General features: G+C 58.1%; 8 protein-coding genes. 5 read left to right on the top strand and 3 right to left on the bottom strand.

Features of this window, described 5'->3' with window-relative positions:
• Positions 1-577: 577 nt before the first annotated feature.
• The 5 genes from ACMGF7_RS08810 to ACMGF7_RS08790 all read left to right on the top strand — a co-directional run bounded on the left by ACMGF7_RS08810 (position 578) and on the right by ACMGF7_RS08790 (position 6,862).
• Positions 578-880, top strand: coding sequence for a hypothetical protein (locus ACMGF7_RS08810; protein WP_049240435.1), 303 nt, complete (start codon positions 578-580; stop codon positions 878-880).
• Positions 881-1,454: 574 nt separating this feature from the next.
• Positions 1,455-1,748, top strand: a complete 294-nt coding sequence (locus tag ACMGF7_RS08805; protein ID WP_049240434.1) for a hypothetical protein — start codon at positions 1,455-1,457, stop codon at positions 1,746-1,748.
• A 142-nt stretch (positions 1,749-1,890) separates the two neighbouring features.
• Entirely contained in the window at positions 1,891-4,356 is a 2,466-nt protein-coding gene (locus ACMGF7_RS08800; protein WP_420286420.1) for a DUF4214 domain-containing protein, read from the top strand.
• A gap of 230 nt (positions 4,357-4,586) precedes the next feature.
• On the top strand, positions 4,587-5,081 hold the full coding sequence (locus ACMGF7_RS08795) for a molybdopterin-dependent oxidoreductase (protein WP_033631849.1): 495 nt from the start codon (positions 4,587-4,589) through the stop codon (positions 5,079-5,081).
• Positions 5,078-6,862 (top strand): hybrid sensor histidine kinase/response regulator, encoded by a 1,785-nt coding sequence (locus ACMGF7_RS08790; protein ID WP_197800616.1) that lies wholly within the window; start codon positions 5,078-5,080, stop codon positions 6,860-6,862. The genes ACMGF7_RS08795 and ACMGF7_RS08790 overlap by 4 nt, the downstream gene beginning before the upstream one ends.
• Here ACMGF7_RS08790 and ACMGF7_RS08785 read toward each other — a convergent pair.
• The 3 genes from ACMGF7_RS08785 to ACMGF7_RS08775 all read right to left on the bottom strand — a co-directional run bounded on the left by ACMGF7_RS08785 (position 6,852) and on the right by ACMGF7_RS08775 (position 14,398).
• The gene (locus tag ACMGF7_RS08785; protein ID WP_044030074.1) at positions 6,852-7,703 is read right to left on the bottom strand and encodes a helix-turn-helix domain-containing protein; all 852 of its coding nucleotides are present in this window, start codon (positions 7,701-7,703) and stop codon (positions 6,852-6,854) included. The genes ACMGF7_RS08790 and ACMGF7_RS08785 overlap by 11 nt on opposite strands.
• A 454-nt stretch (positions 7,704-8,157) precedes the next feature.
• Positions 8,158-11,178 carry an autotransporter outer membrane beta-barrel domain-containing protein gene (locus ACMGF7_RS08780; protein ID WP_420286753.1) on the bottom strand — a complete coding sequence of 1,007 codons (3,021 nt, stop codon included), beginning with the start codon at positions 11,176-11,178 and terminating at the stop codon, positions 8,158-8,160.
• A 196-nt stretch (positions 11,179-11,374) separates the two neighbouring features.
• Positions 11,375-14,398: an autotransporter outer membrane beta-barrel domain-containing protein gene (locus ACMGF7_RS08775; protein WP_420286419.1), complete on the bottom strand. Its 3,024-nt coding sequence runs from the start codon at positions 14,396-14,398 to the stop codon at positions 11,375-11,377.
• Positions 14,399-14,839: the final 441 nt, after the last annotated feature.

Genomic DNA, 14,839 nt, shown 5'->3' with positions numbered 1-14,839 from the left:
TTACCAAAAGGCTGGCTATGCCAGCCTTTTGGGCTGCAAGTGACACAAAAACCCCCCGCCGTAAACCTTAAGCCGCAACGCTCTTCCTGTAAAATAACGCGATCTTTTTCTTTATTCCAGCATGTCAATCAACCGCAGATTACTCTCCGCTATTTATTACCTTTAACGCCCCTGTGCATGAGAATAATAAAAAAAAAGCAGCCAAAAATAAAATTCACTCTGCTCACAGTGAGGGGCGCATGGCAAATCGCCTCACCACATTAAATTTATTTCGGAGGACATCAAAAATGACACGTTAACAGGCTCGCACAACCTGACCTTCGCAAAAACAATTGATTTAATCTATCAAAAAAGAATTAAAAATTCGCTTGTATCTATTGGAATAGATGAAAAACGGTAACTATATTTAAGCACGTTGCCCCTACAATTTAATTCCATCTAAATTAAGAGGAAAACGGATGTTTCCCTCAAGGAATCTTTCCCTCACGTGCTAAGGGATGGATGGCGGTGAAAACCGCAACGACAAGGTGTTATTCGGTCTCAAGTTCGAGATTTTTAAGTCATAAGGAAATAGCAAATGCGTGAACTTAATGTGCAAGAAGTTGAAGTAGTCAATGGCGCAACTCTCGACGGCGCTATCTGGGGCATCGTTGACGGCGCAGCCACCGGCATGTCCATCGGCGGCAAATGGGGCGGCGCTGGCGGCTGGGGCTTCGGTGCACTGTCGCAGCTGGTCGGCATCATCGTTCCGACCGCAATGGGCGCCGTAGCCGGCGGCGTGACCGGTTTGCTGACCGACCGCGAAACCGCTGCGGACATGATCCAAAGCTATCGCGAAACCTTCGGGCCAGGCTCCACCAACAACGGTTCGCTGATCTAATGCATCATGAAGGCTGGCTCCGCCAGCCTTTTCGCATGCTGCTGTTTCGCCTGGAGTACGATGCAAGAGACAACATATCCGCACAGCGTGCGAAACACATTAATAATATAAGTAAAAGAAATATTATCTATAATTTCACCTCGTCACCCCCTAAAAAAACACCAATTTAACTCCCATCAGAAATAATAAAAACGCTAATCCTGCGGTATCTCAACATAACCTTTCGACCTAAAAACGCGCGTCATGCAATTTTTAATCTCGGAATGCCCCATAGACATATCTCGATAGCAGGCGAATAACTTGATCTTATAGAAAACAATTGATTCAAGCTATCAAGGGAAGAATGAAAACACGTTTGTATCTATTGGCGTCAATAACGAGTCATACCTATAGTTGAGCCATATATAGGGTAGCGATAAGCGACCGTGTTTAGAGGATAAACAGATCTATCCCTCAATTAATCTTTCCCTTCTGGAGATATAAGGCCAGAGGGTCAGGTGGCGGAAAAAAACCGCGATGACAAGGTGTTAATCGGTCTCAAATTCGAGATCCTTAAGTCATAAGGAAATAACAAATGCGTGAACTTAATGTGCAGGAAGTTGAAGTAGTCAACGGCGCAACGCTCGACGGTGCCATTTGGGGCATCGTTGACGGCGCAGCCACCGGCATGTCCATCGGCGGCAAATGGGGCGGCGCCGGCGGCTTTGGCTTCGGCGCGCTTTCCCAACTGGTCGGCATCATCGTGCCAACCACATTGGGTGCCATCGCCGGCGGTGTGACCGGCCTGGTGACAGACCGCGAAACCGTGGCTGATTTAGCGCAAAGCTACCGCGAAACCTTCGGGCCAGGTTCCACCAACAACGGTTAATCTCGTTGCACTTATTTCAAAGGCTGGCTCCGCCAGCCTTTCGTTTATTACTCTCAAAGAAAATCTGGTTATCAACGCACTTTCGTAACCCCGACGCTTTCTTATTGAAAAACCCGATGGAATCCCTTTAAAGGAGTAACGTATGTCCTCATTATCCTATCAATATCAAGCGACAGGCATTTATACCGCTATTTTTGATAAGACCTGGAGCGAAAAAGGCACGGCTGGGAACGGCTTTGATTATTACGGCAATCAGCTTGAAAAGAACGTCATGAGTTCAGCTGATCTGGTGAAAACATTTTTAGACAGCAGTGAAGGGCGCGCCATTTACGGCGGCATGAGCGACACGCAGATTTTCTCGACGATATATGCGAACGCATATGGAAAATCACCCGATCAGAACGCTATCGATCACTATATGGCCAATGGCCTCTATGACGGGATATCCGGTGCTTTAACCGATTTGATGGAATATTCCGGCCCGGATCTGCAGTTGCTGAGCGCTTATCAAGCCTTCGATGCTACGGTCAACGACAGCCTGTTTCCCGCCGTGGTCTCCGATAGCAACGAACAAACCGTCGGCGCCCTCTACTTTTCGCTCGGACGCGTCCTGGATGAAGTAGGCTCCCCGTTTTGGTCTGCTGAATTAGACGCCGGTAAAAGCACGCTCGAGGTCGCCAACGGCATCGTGGCCAGCAACAAAAAAGTCTCCGCTATGAATAATAGCGATTTCGTCAACCATGTCTTCAACAGCGTTTACCAACGCGACGCGACAGCCGCTGAGCTGAACCACTACCTGACGGAAATCACCGCCGGCGCTCAACGCGGCCAGGTCATGATCGACGTGCTGCAATCGGTGGCTACATCTTCCGACGTCAACGCCCAGGCGGCGCTGGCGGAAGCGACACGGTTAGAGAGCGACGGCGCGCTCGTCGATACCGTGAGCCGCGAAGAGGCGGCTTCGGTATACCTGGCCGTGCCTAACCGCGACGTCGACGCACTTGGCCTGCAATATTGGGGCAAGCACGATGCGGTCTTTGGCTTCGATGATCTGGTGGGGAAAATCATCTACACCGATGAGTTCAACAAGAAGGCCACCAACAAGCCGCTCAACGAGTACATTGCGCAGGTTTACCAGGGTGTATACGGTAAGCAGCCTTCCGCCGAAGAGCTGGCGCATTACATCAGCATTGGCGACAAGGCGAAAATCACGACGGAAATCATTGAGTCTCTACGCAACAGCGACTCACATGACCAAAACATCATCATCCAAAAGCATCTGTTCGAAAAAGACATCGCGCAGAGCCTGAACTATGCGCAAAGCGCCAAGATCAGCGTATCCAACGACATCCTGCAGTCGGATATCAACGACACCAAAGTGCACGATTTAACATCTGCGGAACTGACCACGTTAAAATCGATCTATCTGACGATTGCGCAGTACCAAAACGCCAAGCTCGACTATGCGGACAGCCTCAACTACCTGACCGTCAATTCAAAGGATACGGTAAACCTGGTATACGGGGACGCCTCCATTCCTGACGTCAGCGCCAATACCGCCAACATTTTCTTTAACTCTCCCTTTGTGGACGGTAAAGAAATCATGTTTGACGTGCTGTCTTCCAGCCTGAAAATCACGCTCTCTTCGATGGGCATCGATTATGATTCCTTCGGCGCGGGCAAAATCAATCTGTCCACGGATGACGGCCGCAACGCCAACGTCAGCAAACTGACGATTGACTCCATCGGCAGCGAACTTGGCGAAAACAGCGTCGCACTCACCGGGCATAATGAAAAAATCGGCCGCATTGACGTCGCGGGCGATAAGACCGTCAGCCTGTCTGTCACCGACGAGTTTACCCACTTGTCGAAAATCGATCTGAGCAAAGCCACCGACGGTGTCAAGTTGACCTATGACATTTCGCAGTCGGATCAATTTGGGCTGAGCAAAATCCTGTATAGCCTGTTGCAATCTGAAACGCCGGATCGCGCGGCGGAAGTCTACATCGGTTCGATGGGTCAATCCCCATCAGACCAGGATCATACGATTATCGGCGCGCGCGCCAGCAACAGTGAAATCAACATTGGCGGCAACGTTGAATACGTCGCGAACAAAGGCTCTGTCTCGTCCATCAATATCATCGAGAGCAACCTCAATCGCGGCGTGAGCGTCGATAACTTTGATGACAATGCCGCCAACACGCTGACGCTGGCGAAATCCGGGATCACAGTCAGTATGGACAAGAGCCAGGGACAAGCCGTGAAAACGGAAAAAGTCAGCTATTATCAGTTTGAAACCAACGTCAACAATGTGCTGAACCATTACTACCCTCACAACGAGGAAGGGCTGGCCAAGCTGTTTGGCGACCTGACGCAAATCGGCAAGTTCAGCTTCGATTCCAGCAACGTCGGGGCGATCAGCTTCCAAAACAGCACGCTGCTGTTTGTTGATGACAACAATAACAAGCAGTTCGACAGTTCAGATACGTTGGTATTTTTGAACGGCGTCGGCCGAAGCGATCATTTATATTTCTCGCAGGCTGACGGCAATAATATTCAGTTGGTTGGCGTCAATGACGTTCATGGCGACGCGCTGGCCGTAGCGTAAGTTGCGCCGTTTACCCGCCTCCCCATTATTTTTATAATGGGGAGGATTTTATTTTAGCGCATATCAATTCAGCGAAATCGCGGACTTATTCCCTGAACGCTAACCGGAAATACGTCAAATTTTTGCGCGGCGACCATTATTTTCGACACGCTCCCCCATTTTCTGCCATTATTCTGCCTGATAAATTAGCGGGACTGATACAAACCTCCCCGCGCCTCTGGAGAACGCCGATGCTGTTCAAACTATGCAAAACCCTTGCGATGGCCTGCGTGGCTCTGATTATCGCCCAGAGCAGCGCGCTCAGCTTTACCCTGGAAGTGGCGGGCAAGATCGACAACGTGACCGACCCGGTCAAAAAAAGCTATCTGTTCACCGATAAGCAGCTGTTGGCGATGCCGGTGCGCAGCATCACCACCTCCACCTCCTGGACGCCGCAGAGAAAATTTGAAGGGATTTCGGTGGCCGATATCCTGGAGCGCGTCGGCGCCAAGGGCGAGACGCTGACTTTCTATGCGCTGAACGATTATTACATCGACGTGCCGCTGTCCGACGTCAAGAAATACAACATGATCCTGGCCTACAAGATGGACGGGGAAATGCTGAAGCTCAGAAACTTCGGCCCGCTGTTCCTGGTTTACCCGCGCGACGCCGCCGGGCCTGAACTGAACTCGCCGTTGTACAATTCACGCTTTATCTGGCAAGTCGACAGGATCGTGATCAAATGAAGCTGACGACCTTTAAGAACGGCAGCAGGCTGGCGATCCCGGCCATCTTTGCCGCGCTGTTTTTAGTGGCTTCGACCGTCACGCTCTATTACTACAGCGCCACCCTGTCGAAAAAAGGGCTGTATGCCATCGCCGGCACGCAGGAGAATTACTCCTGGTCGATCGCCAAGTTCTCCATCAAGCTGGCGGAATTCGACACGTTCGTCGAGCAGCAGAGCCACGCGCCGCAGGTGGACAGCGACAACCTGCGGCTGCGATTCGAAATCCTCTATTCGCGCTTTTACGTGCTGGAAACCGTCTCCGAATCCACGCAACCGCTGTACGCCGAGCCGGGCTACCCGGAAGTGGTCAAGCAGATGCGCCTGCAGATGGATCGCATCGATAAACTGCTGGATAACCCGAAAATCGACTTCAGCCAGGTTTTCGCGGCCATGAAGGCCATCAAGCCTTACGCCATCGAAATGGCCAACCTGACCGACCACGCCGAGGTGAAGCAGCGCACCGCCGCCTATGAGGACTACATCGAGAAACGGCACATTATTTTCTATGGGCTGGTGATCGTCATGTTCTCGGTGATCGCGCTGATCGCCATCACCCTGATCGTGTTCCGCCAGCAGCGGCTGACCATTCGCCAGCAGGCCAAGGCCATTGAGGCGGAGAAAGCGACACGCACCAAAAACGCCTTTCTCGGCGCCATCGGCCACGAGCTGCGCACCTCATTGCAGAGCGTGATGTCGGCCATCGACGTGCTGGTGAACACCCGGGTGTCGGCGGAACATGCGGACACTTTCCAGCGGCTGGAGACCGCCGCGCAGCAAATCGAAAGCCAGATGAAGGATCTGACCGACTACGCGCACCTCGACAGCGGCATGATGGAATTGCGCATCGTGCCGTTCGACGCGCAGAAGCTGATCGCGGAAACCGCCAATGAAATCGCCACCCTGACCCGCAAAGAGCAGGTCAAACTGAGCTGCGAAGTGGAGTGCAGCCACCTGTTGGTGCACTCCGATCCGCTGCGCATCCGGCAGATTATCGTCAACCTGCTGACCAACGCCTACAAATACACCGAAAGCGGCAGCATTACGCTGCACAGCTGCCTGCGCCGCCAGCCGGGCGGCAATTCGTTGATCATCGAAGTGACCGACACCGGCATCGGTATCGAAAAAGACCAGCTCGATCAGATCTTCAAACCCTTTACCCAGTTGGATCAGTCGCATACCAAACAGTATGCCGGCGTGGGGATGGGGCTGGCGATCGTACACGGCCTGGTGACGCTGCTCAACGGCACCATCACGGTGTACAGCGAAATCAAGAAAGGCAGCACCTTTATCGTCAGCATTCCGGTGCAGATCAGTGAAGAAGAGCGCGTCGACGAGCCCGCCGCCGCCAATGCCCCCCTGCAGCAAAAGCCGCAGCAGGTGCTGGTGGTGGATGACAACAAGTCGGTGGGTGACGCCTTTGCGGCGCTGCTGGACAAACTGGGCTACCAGCACGAACTGTGCGACTCGCCGGAGCGCGCGTTGCAGAAGCTGCTCAGACGCCCTTACGACGCGCTGTTGCTGGATCTGCAGATGCCGGGCATCGACGGCGCCGCCCTGGCCAGGCAGCTGCGCAATCGTCGCGGCCCCAACCGCCATGTGCCAATCATCGGCATCAGCGCCTATACGCCGGAGCAGCTGACGGCGGATCAGCGCGCCCTGTTCGATAACTACCTGATGAAACCGGTTCGGCTGGATGCGCTGTCGAGCGCACTGGCCGAGGTGTTCCCCGCTAAAGATTAAAACAGCGTTGCAGTGCGGCTTCGATCACATGGAGCCGCACCGGTTTTTCATAAGGACCGAGCACATCGTACTCGCGCATCGCCTGAGCGATCTCCGACTCGCGTCGGTCGGTGCCCAGTTCGCCGGTCAGCACCAGTACCGGCGCGTCCGGGTTGTCGGAGGCGCGGATGGTGGCGATACAGCGATCCGCCGTTTCCTCACCGATCAGCCAGTCCACCACGTAACCGTCGAACAGGCTTTGCTGCAACGCTTGGCAGAAGCTGTCGACATCGTAAAACGCCACTGCGTTGAAACCGCAGCCGCCGAGGTACTTGGCCAGCTCATCGGCCGCCTGATGCGAATCGTCCAATACCGCGATGCTCAACCGCTCGTCATCGCCGTAGCCGGGCCGGATTTCTATCAGTTCGACGCCGTAACGCAGACCTGCCGGCGCCTCATCGGCGCGATAGATATGCCATTGCCCCTCCACACGCAGCGCCACAAATTCCGCCGGCCGCCCGGCAGAAAGTTCATCGCCAATGTGCCCGACGCAAGGCATCGCCACCCCCGCCACGAAAAAGATGGCATCACGCGCCATGTTTGGCTCGGTCGTCTCGTGTTCGGCGCTCAAATCGGCGATCGCCGCCGGCGTTTCTCCCAACGCGGCCGCGACGCTGTTGATCTGTTCCAGCGTCCAGGGGCTCTGCCCTTTCAATTTGCGGTGCGCATGTGAAAAACTCAGATCCAAGATGCGGCTGAGTTCGCGGGCATGCTGACGTTTTCCAATCCCGTAATGTAAAAACAGCTCCCTGACCCGATTGGCAATCGACTGTGAATCGAATTTTTGATGATTGTTATCCATTTGTTCCTTCGATTTTTTTTACTGATTTATCAGTCGTTTTGATTATTTCTGCTGAAAAAGCCACACCTAAAACTAGCATCCCATGCAATTATGCGTTAAAAACGTTGCTTGACATACCATGTTGTATCGTCAAACATGGTATCAAAAGAGACATACAGCAATACACTATAAAAAATAACACCAGCACGATTTTTAATAATAACCATAGTAACACCAGGGAAAATTTGTTCCGTTGCCGCTACTGAGACGATGCTCACATCGCTTGGACTGCATAAGCAAAACGGGGCTTGAGCCTTTAGCGCTAATCTGTTTTACCCACTTTTAAGCCGGGATCCGTCAGGGTCCCGGTTTTTTATTGCCCTGGAGCCGGCCATCATACGTTCTCACCCCACAGCCGCAAATAAAAACGGAGCCGGCATGCCGGCTCCGTTGACCCTTGTAATGACCGCTTGGCTTAGAAGCGCCAGGTGAAACCGGCGTTGACGCTGTTGTCCTGATGGTTCTGCGACAGCAGCCCGCCGTAGCCCAGCGACAGCGTGGCGTTCTCGTTCACCGCCACTTCCGCCCCCGCCTTCAGCACCATGCCGTCACGCGACACCGGCACGCTGTCCACCACGAACGGCGCGTTGCCGCCGTTGAACCGCAGCCCGGTGCCACGCTCCAGCCCGCCGTACTGGTGTTGCCACCCCAGCTCGCTGCGCAGCGCCACCGTCGTGCCCGGGGTCACCTGCCACGCGGTGTCCGCGCGCAGTCCCAGCGTCGACACCGTCGCGTCGGTGTGCTGCTTGTCGCCGCGCAGCGCCGCTGCGCCGCCGCTTTCCGCGATGCCGTTGTTTTCAAAGTTCACGTACGCCAGGTTCACGAACGGCTCCAGGTTCAGCCACTCACCCTTCACGCTGTAACCCGCTTCCGCGAACAGCTGCTCGGTGCGCGCGCTGTACTTCGCCGTGTCGTGGTCCGACTGCATCCCGTAGTTCACCGACCGTTTGGTGTCGATGCGGTGCCAGGTGTAGCCCGCCCCACCGCGCAGCGCCAGCGCACCGAACTGCTTGTCGCCGTACGCCGCCAGGTGGTAGTTGTCGCTGTCCGCCTTCGACCCGTACCCGCCGTGCAGCGAGGTGCGGGTGTAGCCGGTCGCCACCCCCAGCCGCCAGTCGGCCGCCGCCGCCGAGTCCAGCCCCACCAGCACCCCGTAGGTCGAGGCCTGATAGCCCGTGGCGTTGGCGTCGCCCGACGCATGGTCCCACGCCCCCAGCAGCTGCGCCCAGGCGCCGCCCTCGTCCGCCTTGATGGCCGACGAACTCGCCAGCCCTTCCGCCTGACGCAGACGCCCGTTCAGCGCCTCACGCAGGTAGCGGCTGTCGTTCACCAGCGCCGACGCGATGTCCGCATGGATTTGCCCCGACAGCTGACGGAACGCCTGCCGCGCCTCGCCCGCCGTGCCGCTGTTGAGAATGCTCTCGTAGACCGGGTTGCCCGCCGCCAGCGCATCCGCCGCCGCCGCTACCGCCCGCTCGTTCGCCGTCTGCGCCACGCTGGCGAAGCTTGTGCCGTTGCGCCCGACGCTCAGCGTCACCCCATTCGGCTGGTAGCTCAGCCCGGTGCCGAGGAACAGGTAGTTCGGCGCCACCGCGTCAAACTGCCCGCTCACCCCCTGCTGCGCGCTCAGGATGGTGTACTGCTGGCCCAGCAGGCTGCGCACCTCGCTTTGCGTCAGCAGGTTGCTGCTGTTTTCCAGCGTGACCGCCACCTCGCCGCCGCCGATCGTCGCCGAGCCGCTGCTCTGGATCCGATCGCTCTGGCCGTTCGGCCCCACTTCCACCGCGTAGCGCGAACCCGGCTCGAAACTAACGTTGCCGGCCACGTTCAGGGTGCCGATCGAGTTGCCCGGCGCCACGGTGCCGCCGCGGCGGGCGGTCAGCGAACCGACCGTGCCGCTGCCGCCGACGATGCCGCCGTTCTGCACGCTGACGGCCGATGTGACCGAGCCGTTGATCGCCAGTCGCCCCTGATTGACCAGCGTCGGGCCGGCATAGGTGTTGGCGCCGGTCATGACCAGCGTGCCCATCCCTTCTTTGGTCAGGCCGCCATGGCCAGAGATGTTGTTGGAGTAGACTTCCAGCTCGCAACTGATGTCGTCACACTTTCTGGCGTGCAGCGTGCCGGCATCCACCTCGGCGCCCAGACCCGGAATATTGGCGACAAACTGGGTCGGGCCGTAGGCCACGCCCGTCGGATCCGGAATGCGGAACTCCGCAGGAATATCTTCGACGGTATAGAACATGCCCGGGCCGTTGATAGCTTTGCCCAGGTTGATCATCCCCCAGCCGTAGAGCGCGTCGATGCCCGGCGCGCCCATATCGGTGGCGGTGGTTTTCAGCACGTCGGCAATCTGCGCCGAGCTCATGTACGGGAAGCGCTGCAGCAACACCGCCACCGCGCCGGTGACGTGCGGTGTCGCCATTGAGGTGCCGTTTTTATTGCCGTAGTCCGACACCAGGTTGGCCGGATCGGAGCCATTGGCCACGGTGCTGTAGATTTTGCTGCCCGGCGACGAGACACAGAAGCTGGCGGTATAGCCGCAGCGGGAAGAGAAGCTGCTGATGGTGTAAGGCACGCTGTTGGTCGATGCCGCATCCTGCGCCACGCTGGCGACCGACAGCCAGTTCGGCGCGATGTCCGGCACGAAATAGGCCAGCCCGCTGATCACATCCGGCTGGTTGTAGTTGCCGTCGTTGCCGGCGGCGAACAGCACCAGAATATTCTTGCGCGCGGCGTCGATAGCGCCCTGATAACCTGCGCCAGCCAGGCTGCCGAGCAGCGGTTTGACCTGATCGAACTGTTCCTGCGCATCCTTCAGCTCAAAGTGCAACGCATTAGGATCGCGGCCGCCATCGGACAGAAAGTCGGGAATGCTGACGCCCCAGCTGTTGTTGATCACCCGCGCGCCGCTCTTGATCATCGCCTGCCAGCCGGCATTAGTGACGGCGCCGTCCAGGCCGAGGAATTCGCCGTAAGCCGGGCCGTCGTTGTCGTTATCGACGCTGATCACCTGCGAATCGAAGGCCACGCCGTGCATGCCGGTGCCATCGCGGTTGGCCGCGCTGATCCCCGCGACGTGCACCCCGTGGTTGCTCAATGTCGCCCCGCTATAGAAATGGAAGGTGCCGTCGAAGTAAAAGCGATCGCCGGCGTTGATCCCCGGCCGGTGCGGGTCGGTATAGGCGCGGTAGCCTTCGGTGACGACGTTGATCAGTTTGCCGTCGCCAGCAAACTCGGGATGGTGGTTAACCGGGGTGTCGAAAATGCCCACCTTCTGCCCTTTGCCGGTATAGCCGGCGGCGTAGGCCTCATCGGCATGGATCGCCCCCAGCCCCCAGTTGGCGTTGAACTCGGCGCTGCGCCAGCTGGCCGGATCGCCCGCCTGGCCGTTCTCTATATAGGTTGCGGCCTGCGCATACCCCGCCAGCGCCATGCAGCAGACCAGCGCGTTCAGCCGCCATGGTGAGCGACGAGCGTTTCCTTTGCTATCAAAACCCATTGTTGTTGTCATTTCCTTACCTTTTGCTTGTTATTGGCCGACGCCCCAGGTGCGCCGGGTTCTCATTAGCAGGATGTGAAAAAGGAACCGCCCGCAGACGGTTCCCGTACAAGGATTGAGTCGATGTTGCTTAGAAGCGCCAGGTGAAACCGGCGTTGACGCTGTTGTCCTGGTGGTTCTGCGACAGCAGCCCGCCGTAGCCCAGCGACAGCGTGGCGTTCTCGTTCACCGCCACTTCCGCCCCCGCCTTCAGCACCATGCCGTCACGCGACACCGGCACGCTGTCCACCACGAACGGCGCGTTGCCGCCGTTGAACCGCAGCCCGGTGCCACGCTCCAGCCCGCCGTACTGGTGTTGCCACCCCAGCTCGCTGCGCAGCGCCACCGTCGTGCCCGGGGTCACCTGCCACGCGGTGTCCGCGCGCAGTCCCAGCGTCGACACCGTCGCGTCGGTGTGCTGCTTGTCGCCGCGCAGCGCCGCTGCGCCGCCGCTTTCCGCGATGCCGTTGTTTTCAAAGTTCACGTACGCCAGGTTCACGAACGGCTCCAGGTTCAGCCACTCACCCTTCACGCTGTAACCCGCTTCCGCGAACAGCTGCTCGGTGCGCGCGCTGTACTTCGCCGTGTCGCGGTCCGACTGCATCCCGTAGTTCACCGACCGTTTGGTGTCGATGCGGTGCCAGGTGTAGCCCGCCCCACCGCGCAGCGCCAGCGCACCGAACTGCTTGTCGCCGTACGCCGCCAGGTGGTAGTTGTCGCTGTCCGCCTTCGACCCGTACCCGCCGTGCAGCGAGGTGCGGGTGTAGCCGGTCGCCACCCCCAGCCGCCAGTCGGCCGCCGCCGCCGAGTCCAGCCCCACCAGCACCCCGTAGGTCGAGGCCTGATAGCCCGTGGCGTTGGCGTCGCCCGACGCATGGTCCCACGCCCCCAGCAGCTGCGCCCAGGCGCCGTCCTCGTCCGCCTTGATGGCCGACGAACTCGCCAGCCCTTCCGCCTGACGCAGACGCCCGTTCAGCGCCTCACGCAGGTAGCGGCTGTCGTTCACCAGCGCCGACGCGATGTCCGCATGGATTTGCCCCGACAGCTGACGGAACGCCTGCCGCGCCTCGCCCGCCGTGCCGCTGTTGAGAATGCTCTCGTAGACCGGGTTGCCCGCCGCCAGCGCATCCGCCGCCGCCGCTACCGCCCGCTCGTTCGCCGTCTGCGCCACGCTGGCGAAGCTTGTGCCGTTGCGCCCGACGCTCAGCGTCACCCCATTCGGCTGGTAGCTCAGCCCGGTGCCGAGGAACAGGTAGTTCGGCGCCACCGCGTCAAACTGCCCGCTCACCCCCTGCTGCGCCGTCAGGATGTTGTACTGCTGGCCCAGCAGGCTGCGCACCTCGCTTTGCGTCAGCAGGTTGCTGCTGTTTTCCAGCGTGACCGCCACCTCGCCGCCGCCGATCGTCGCCGAGCCGCTGCTCTGGATCCGATCGCTCTGGCCGTTCGGCCCCACTTCCACCGCGTAGCGCGAACCCGGCTCGAAGCTGACGTTGCCGGCCACGTTCAGGGTGCCGATCGAGTTGCCCGGCGCCACGGTGCCGCCCTGACGGGCAGTCAGCGAACCGACCGTGCCGCTGCCGCCGACGATGCCGCCGTTCTGTACGCTGACATCCGAGGTGACCGAGCCGTTGATCGCCAGTCGCCCCTGATTAACCAGCGTCGGGCCGGCATAGGTGTTGTTACCGGTCAGTACCAACGTGCCGATACCCTGTTTGGTCAGGCCGCCATGGCCGGAGATGTCGTTGCTCCAAAAATCCAGGCCGCACAGCACATCGCTGCAGACGCGCTCGGTCGGTTTACCCTTGTCCAGCACCGCGCCAACGCCCGGCAGATCCACCACAAACTGGGTCGTGCCGTAAGCCACCCCCGTCGGATCCGGAATACGGAACTCCGCAGGAATATCTTCGGCAGTCACCAACATGCCCGGGCCGTTGATGGCCTTGCCCAGGTTGATCATCCCCCAGCCGTAGAGCGCGTCGATGCCCGGCGCGCCCATATCGGTGGCGGTGGTTTTCAGCACTTCCGCCACCTGTGCGCCACTCAGATACGGGAAACGCTCCATCAGCACCGCGACGCTGCCGGCCACGTGCGGCGCCGCCATCGAGGTGCCGCTGTATTTGGCGTAGCCGGTTGTCAGATTCTCTAGGCTGGTGCCTTCGATTACCGAGCTGTATACCCGGGTGCCCGGCGCCGAGACGCAGAAGCTGGCGGTATAACCGCAGCGAGAAGAGAAGGTGCTGATGCTGTAATCGCCGGTATTGGTCGGATCCTGCAAGCTGGCGACCGACAGCCAGTTCGGCGCAATCTCCGGCACAAAATAGGCCAGGCCGGCCATGGCGTCCGGATTGTTCAGGTTGTAATCGTTACCGGCGGCGAAGATGGTGACCACGCCGCTGCGGGCCGCGTCGATCGCGCCCTGATAGGCGCCCCCGGGGTTGGTGCCGAGGATCTGTTTGATCTGATCGAACTGCTTTTGCGCATCGTCAACGGTGAAATGCGGATAAGCCGGGTTCTTACCGCCCTTGGCGAATTTATCTGTAATGCCGATGCCCCAGCTGTTGTTGATGATGCGCGCGCCGCTGGCCACCAGCGCATCCCAACCGGCCTTATACACCGCGCCGTCGTTGCCGAGCACAATGCCGTCTTCCGGGCCGGGGTCGCCGTTTTCCGCGCTAATGATCTGCGCGTTGAACGCCACGCCGTGCATGGCGCCGCCGTCTCGGCTGCCGGCGGCGATGCCGCCCACGTGGGTGCCGTGCGAACCGAGCGTGCCATCGGAATCCACGCTCGGCGTGCCGTCATAGCGGAAATCATCGCCTTTTTTCACCGGAATATAGGGATCGGTATATTCACGGATGCCTTCGGTAACCAGATTGATCACCTTATTCTCACCGGCGAACTCCGGGTGCTTGGCGTAAACCGGCTGATCGAAAATGCCGAGTTTGATGCCTTTTCCGGTATAACCGGCGGCGTAGGCCTGGTCGGCGTGGATCGCCCCCAACCCCCATTCTGCATTGAACTCGCTGCTGCGCCAGCTGGCCGGATCGCCCGCCTGGCCGTTCTCTATATAGCTGGAGGCCTGCGCCCCGCCAATCGCCGTCAGGCAGATCAGCATCGCGCTCCATTGTGCGCGATGAACTCCGATTTCAGGCCAGCCGAAGGCCGCCCGAGCGGATTTGACTCCTCTACGTTTCTTCTCCATCCCAGATACCGTCCGTTGTTGTTTGCAAATGTTTTATAAGATTTTTTGTGTAACAGTTTGGTAACACCAAATAAATAAAGCACAACAATCTCAAGTGCGCTTAATGTGTCATCCGGCAGTTCGACGGGAGGAGAGAATGTTTCAGGGGTGAATCAGGCGAGAAGCGATAAGAAAGGACAATGATATTGCACGGTGTCTAAGCGGCGTTCGCAAGCGAGAGAGTCAAATTTAACAAATTGATAAATAAAGATATAAATCAGACAAAATCGAAGGGGGAGATCGCCTGAAAAGTGCTTAACAGGCGTCTTTTATCACTTTTAATTATAAATTTTGCCAATATTCACTCAGTGAATT

Origin of the sequence: Serratia sp. BNK-17, assembly GCF_048684935.1 — a bacterium.
Taxonomy (GTDB): domain Bacteria; phylum Pseudomonadota; class Gammaproteobacteria; order Enterobacterales; family Enterobacteriaceae; genus Serratia; species Serratia nematodiphila.
This window is presented reverse-complemented; position numbering and strand designations above follow the sequence as displayed.

What these genes read in the sequence shown, in the direction of transcription:
- ACMGF7_RS08790 (WP_197800616.1), top strand. Translation starts at nt 5,078, where the DNA reads ATGAAGCTGACGACCTTTAAGAACGGCAGCAGGCTGGCGATCCCGGCC.
- ACMGF7_RS08800 (WP_420286420.1), top strand. Translation starts at nt 1,891, where the DNA reads ATGTCCTCATTATCCTATCAATATCAAGCGACAGGCATTTATACCGCT.
- ACMGF7_RS08795 (WP_033631849.1), top strand. Translation starts at nt 4,587, where the DNA reads ATGCTGTTCAAACTATGCAAAACCCTTGCGATGGCCTGCGTGGCTCTG.
- ACMGF7_RS08805 (WP_049240434.1), top strand. Translation starts at nt 1,455, where the DNA reads ATGCGTGAACTTAATGTGCAGGAAGTTGAAGTAGTCAACGGCGCAACG.
- ACMGF7_RS08785 (WP_044030074.1), bottom strand. Translation starts at nt 7,703, where the DNA reads ATGGATAACAATCATCAAAAATTCGATTCACAGTCGATTGCCAATCGG.
- ACMGF7_RS08810 (WP_049240435.1), top strand. Translation starts at nt 578, where the DNA reads ATGCGTGAACTTAATGTGCAAGAAGTTGAAGTAGTCAATGGCGCAACT.
- ACMGF7_RS08780 (WP_420286753.1), bottom strand. Translation starts at nt 11,178, where the DNA reads ATGGCGCTGGCGGGGTATGCGCAGGCCGCAACCTATATAGAGAACGGC.
- ACMGF7_RS08775 (WP_420286419.1), bottom strand. Translation starts at nt 14,398, where the DNA reads ATGCTGATCTGCCTGACGGCGATTGGCGGGGCGCAGGCCTCCAGCTAT.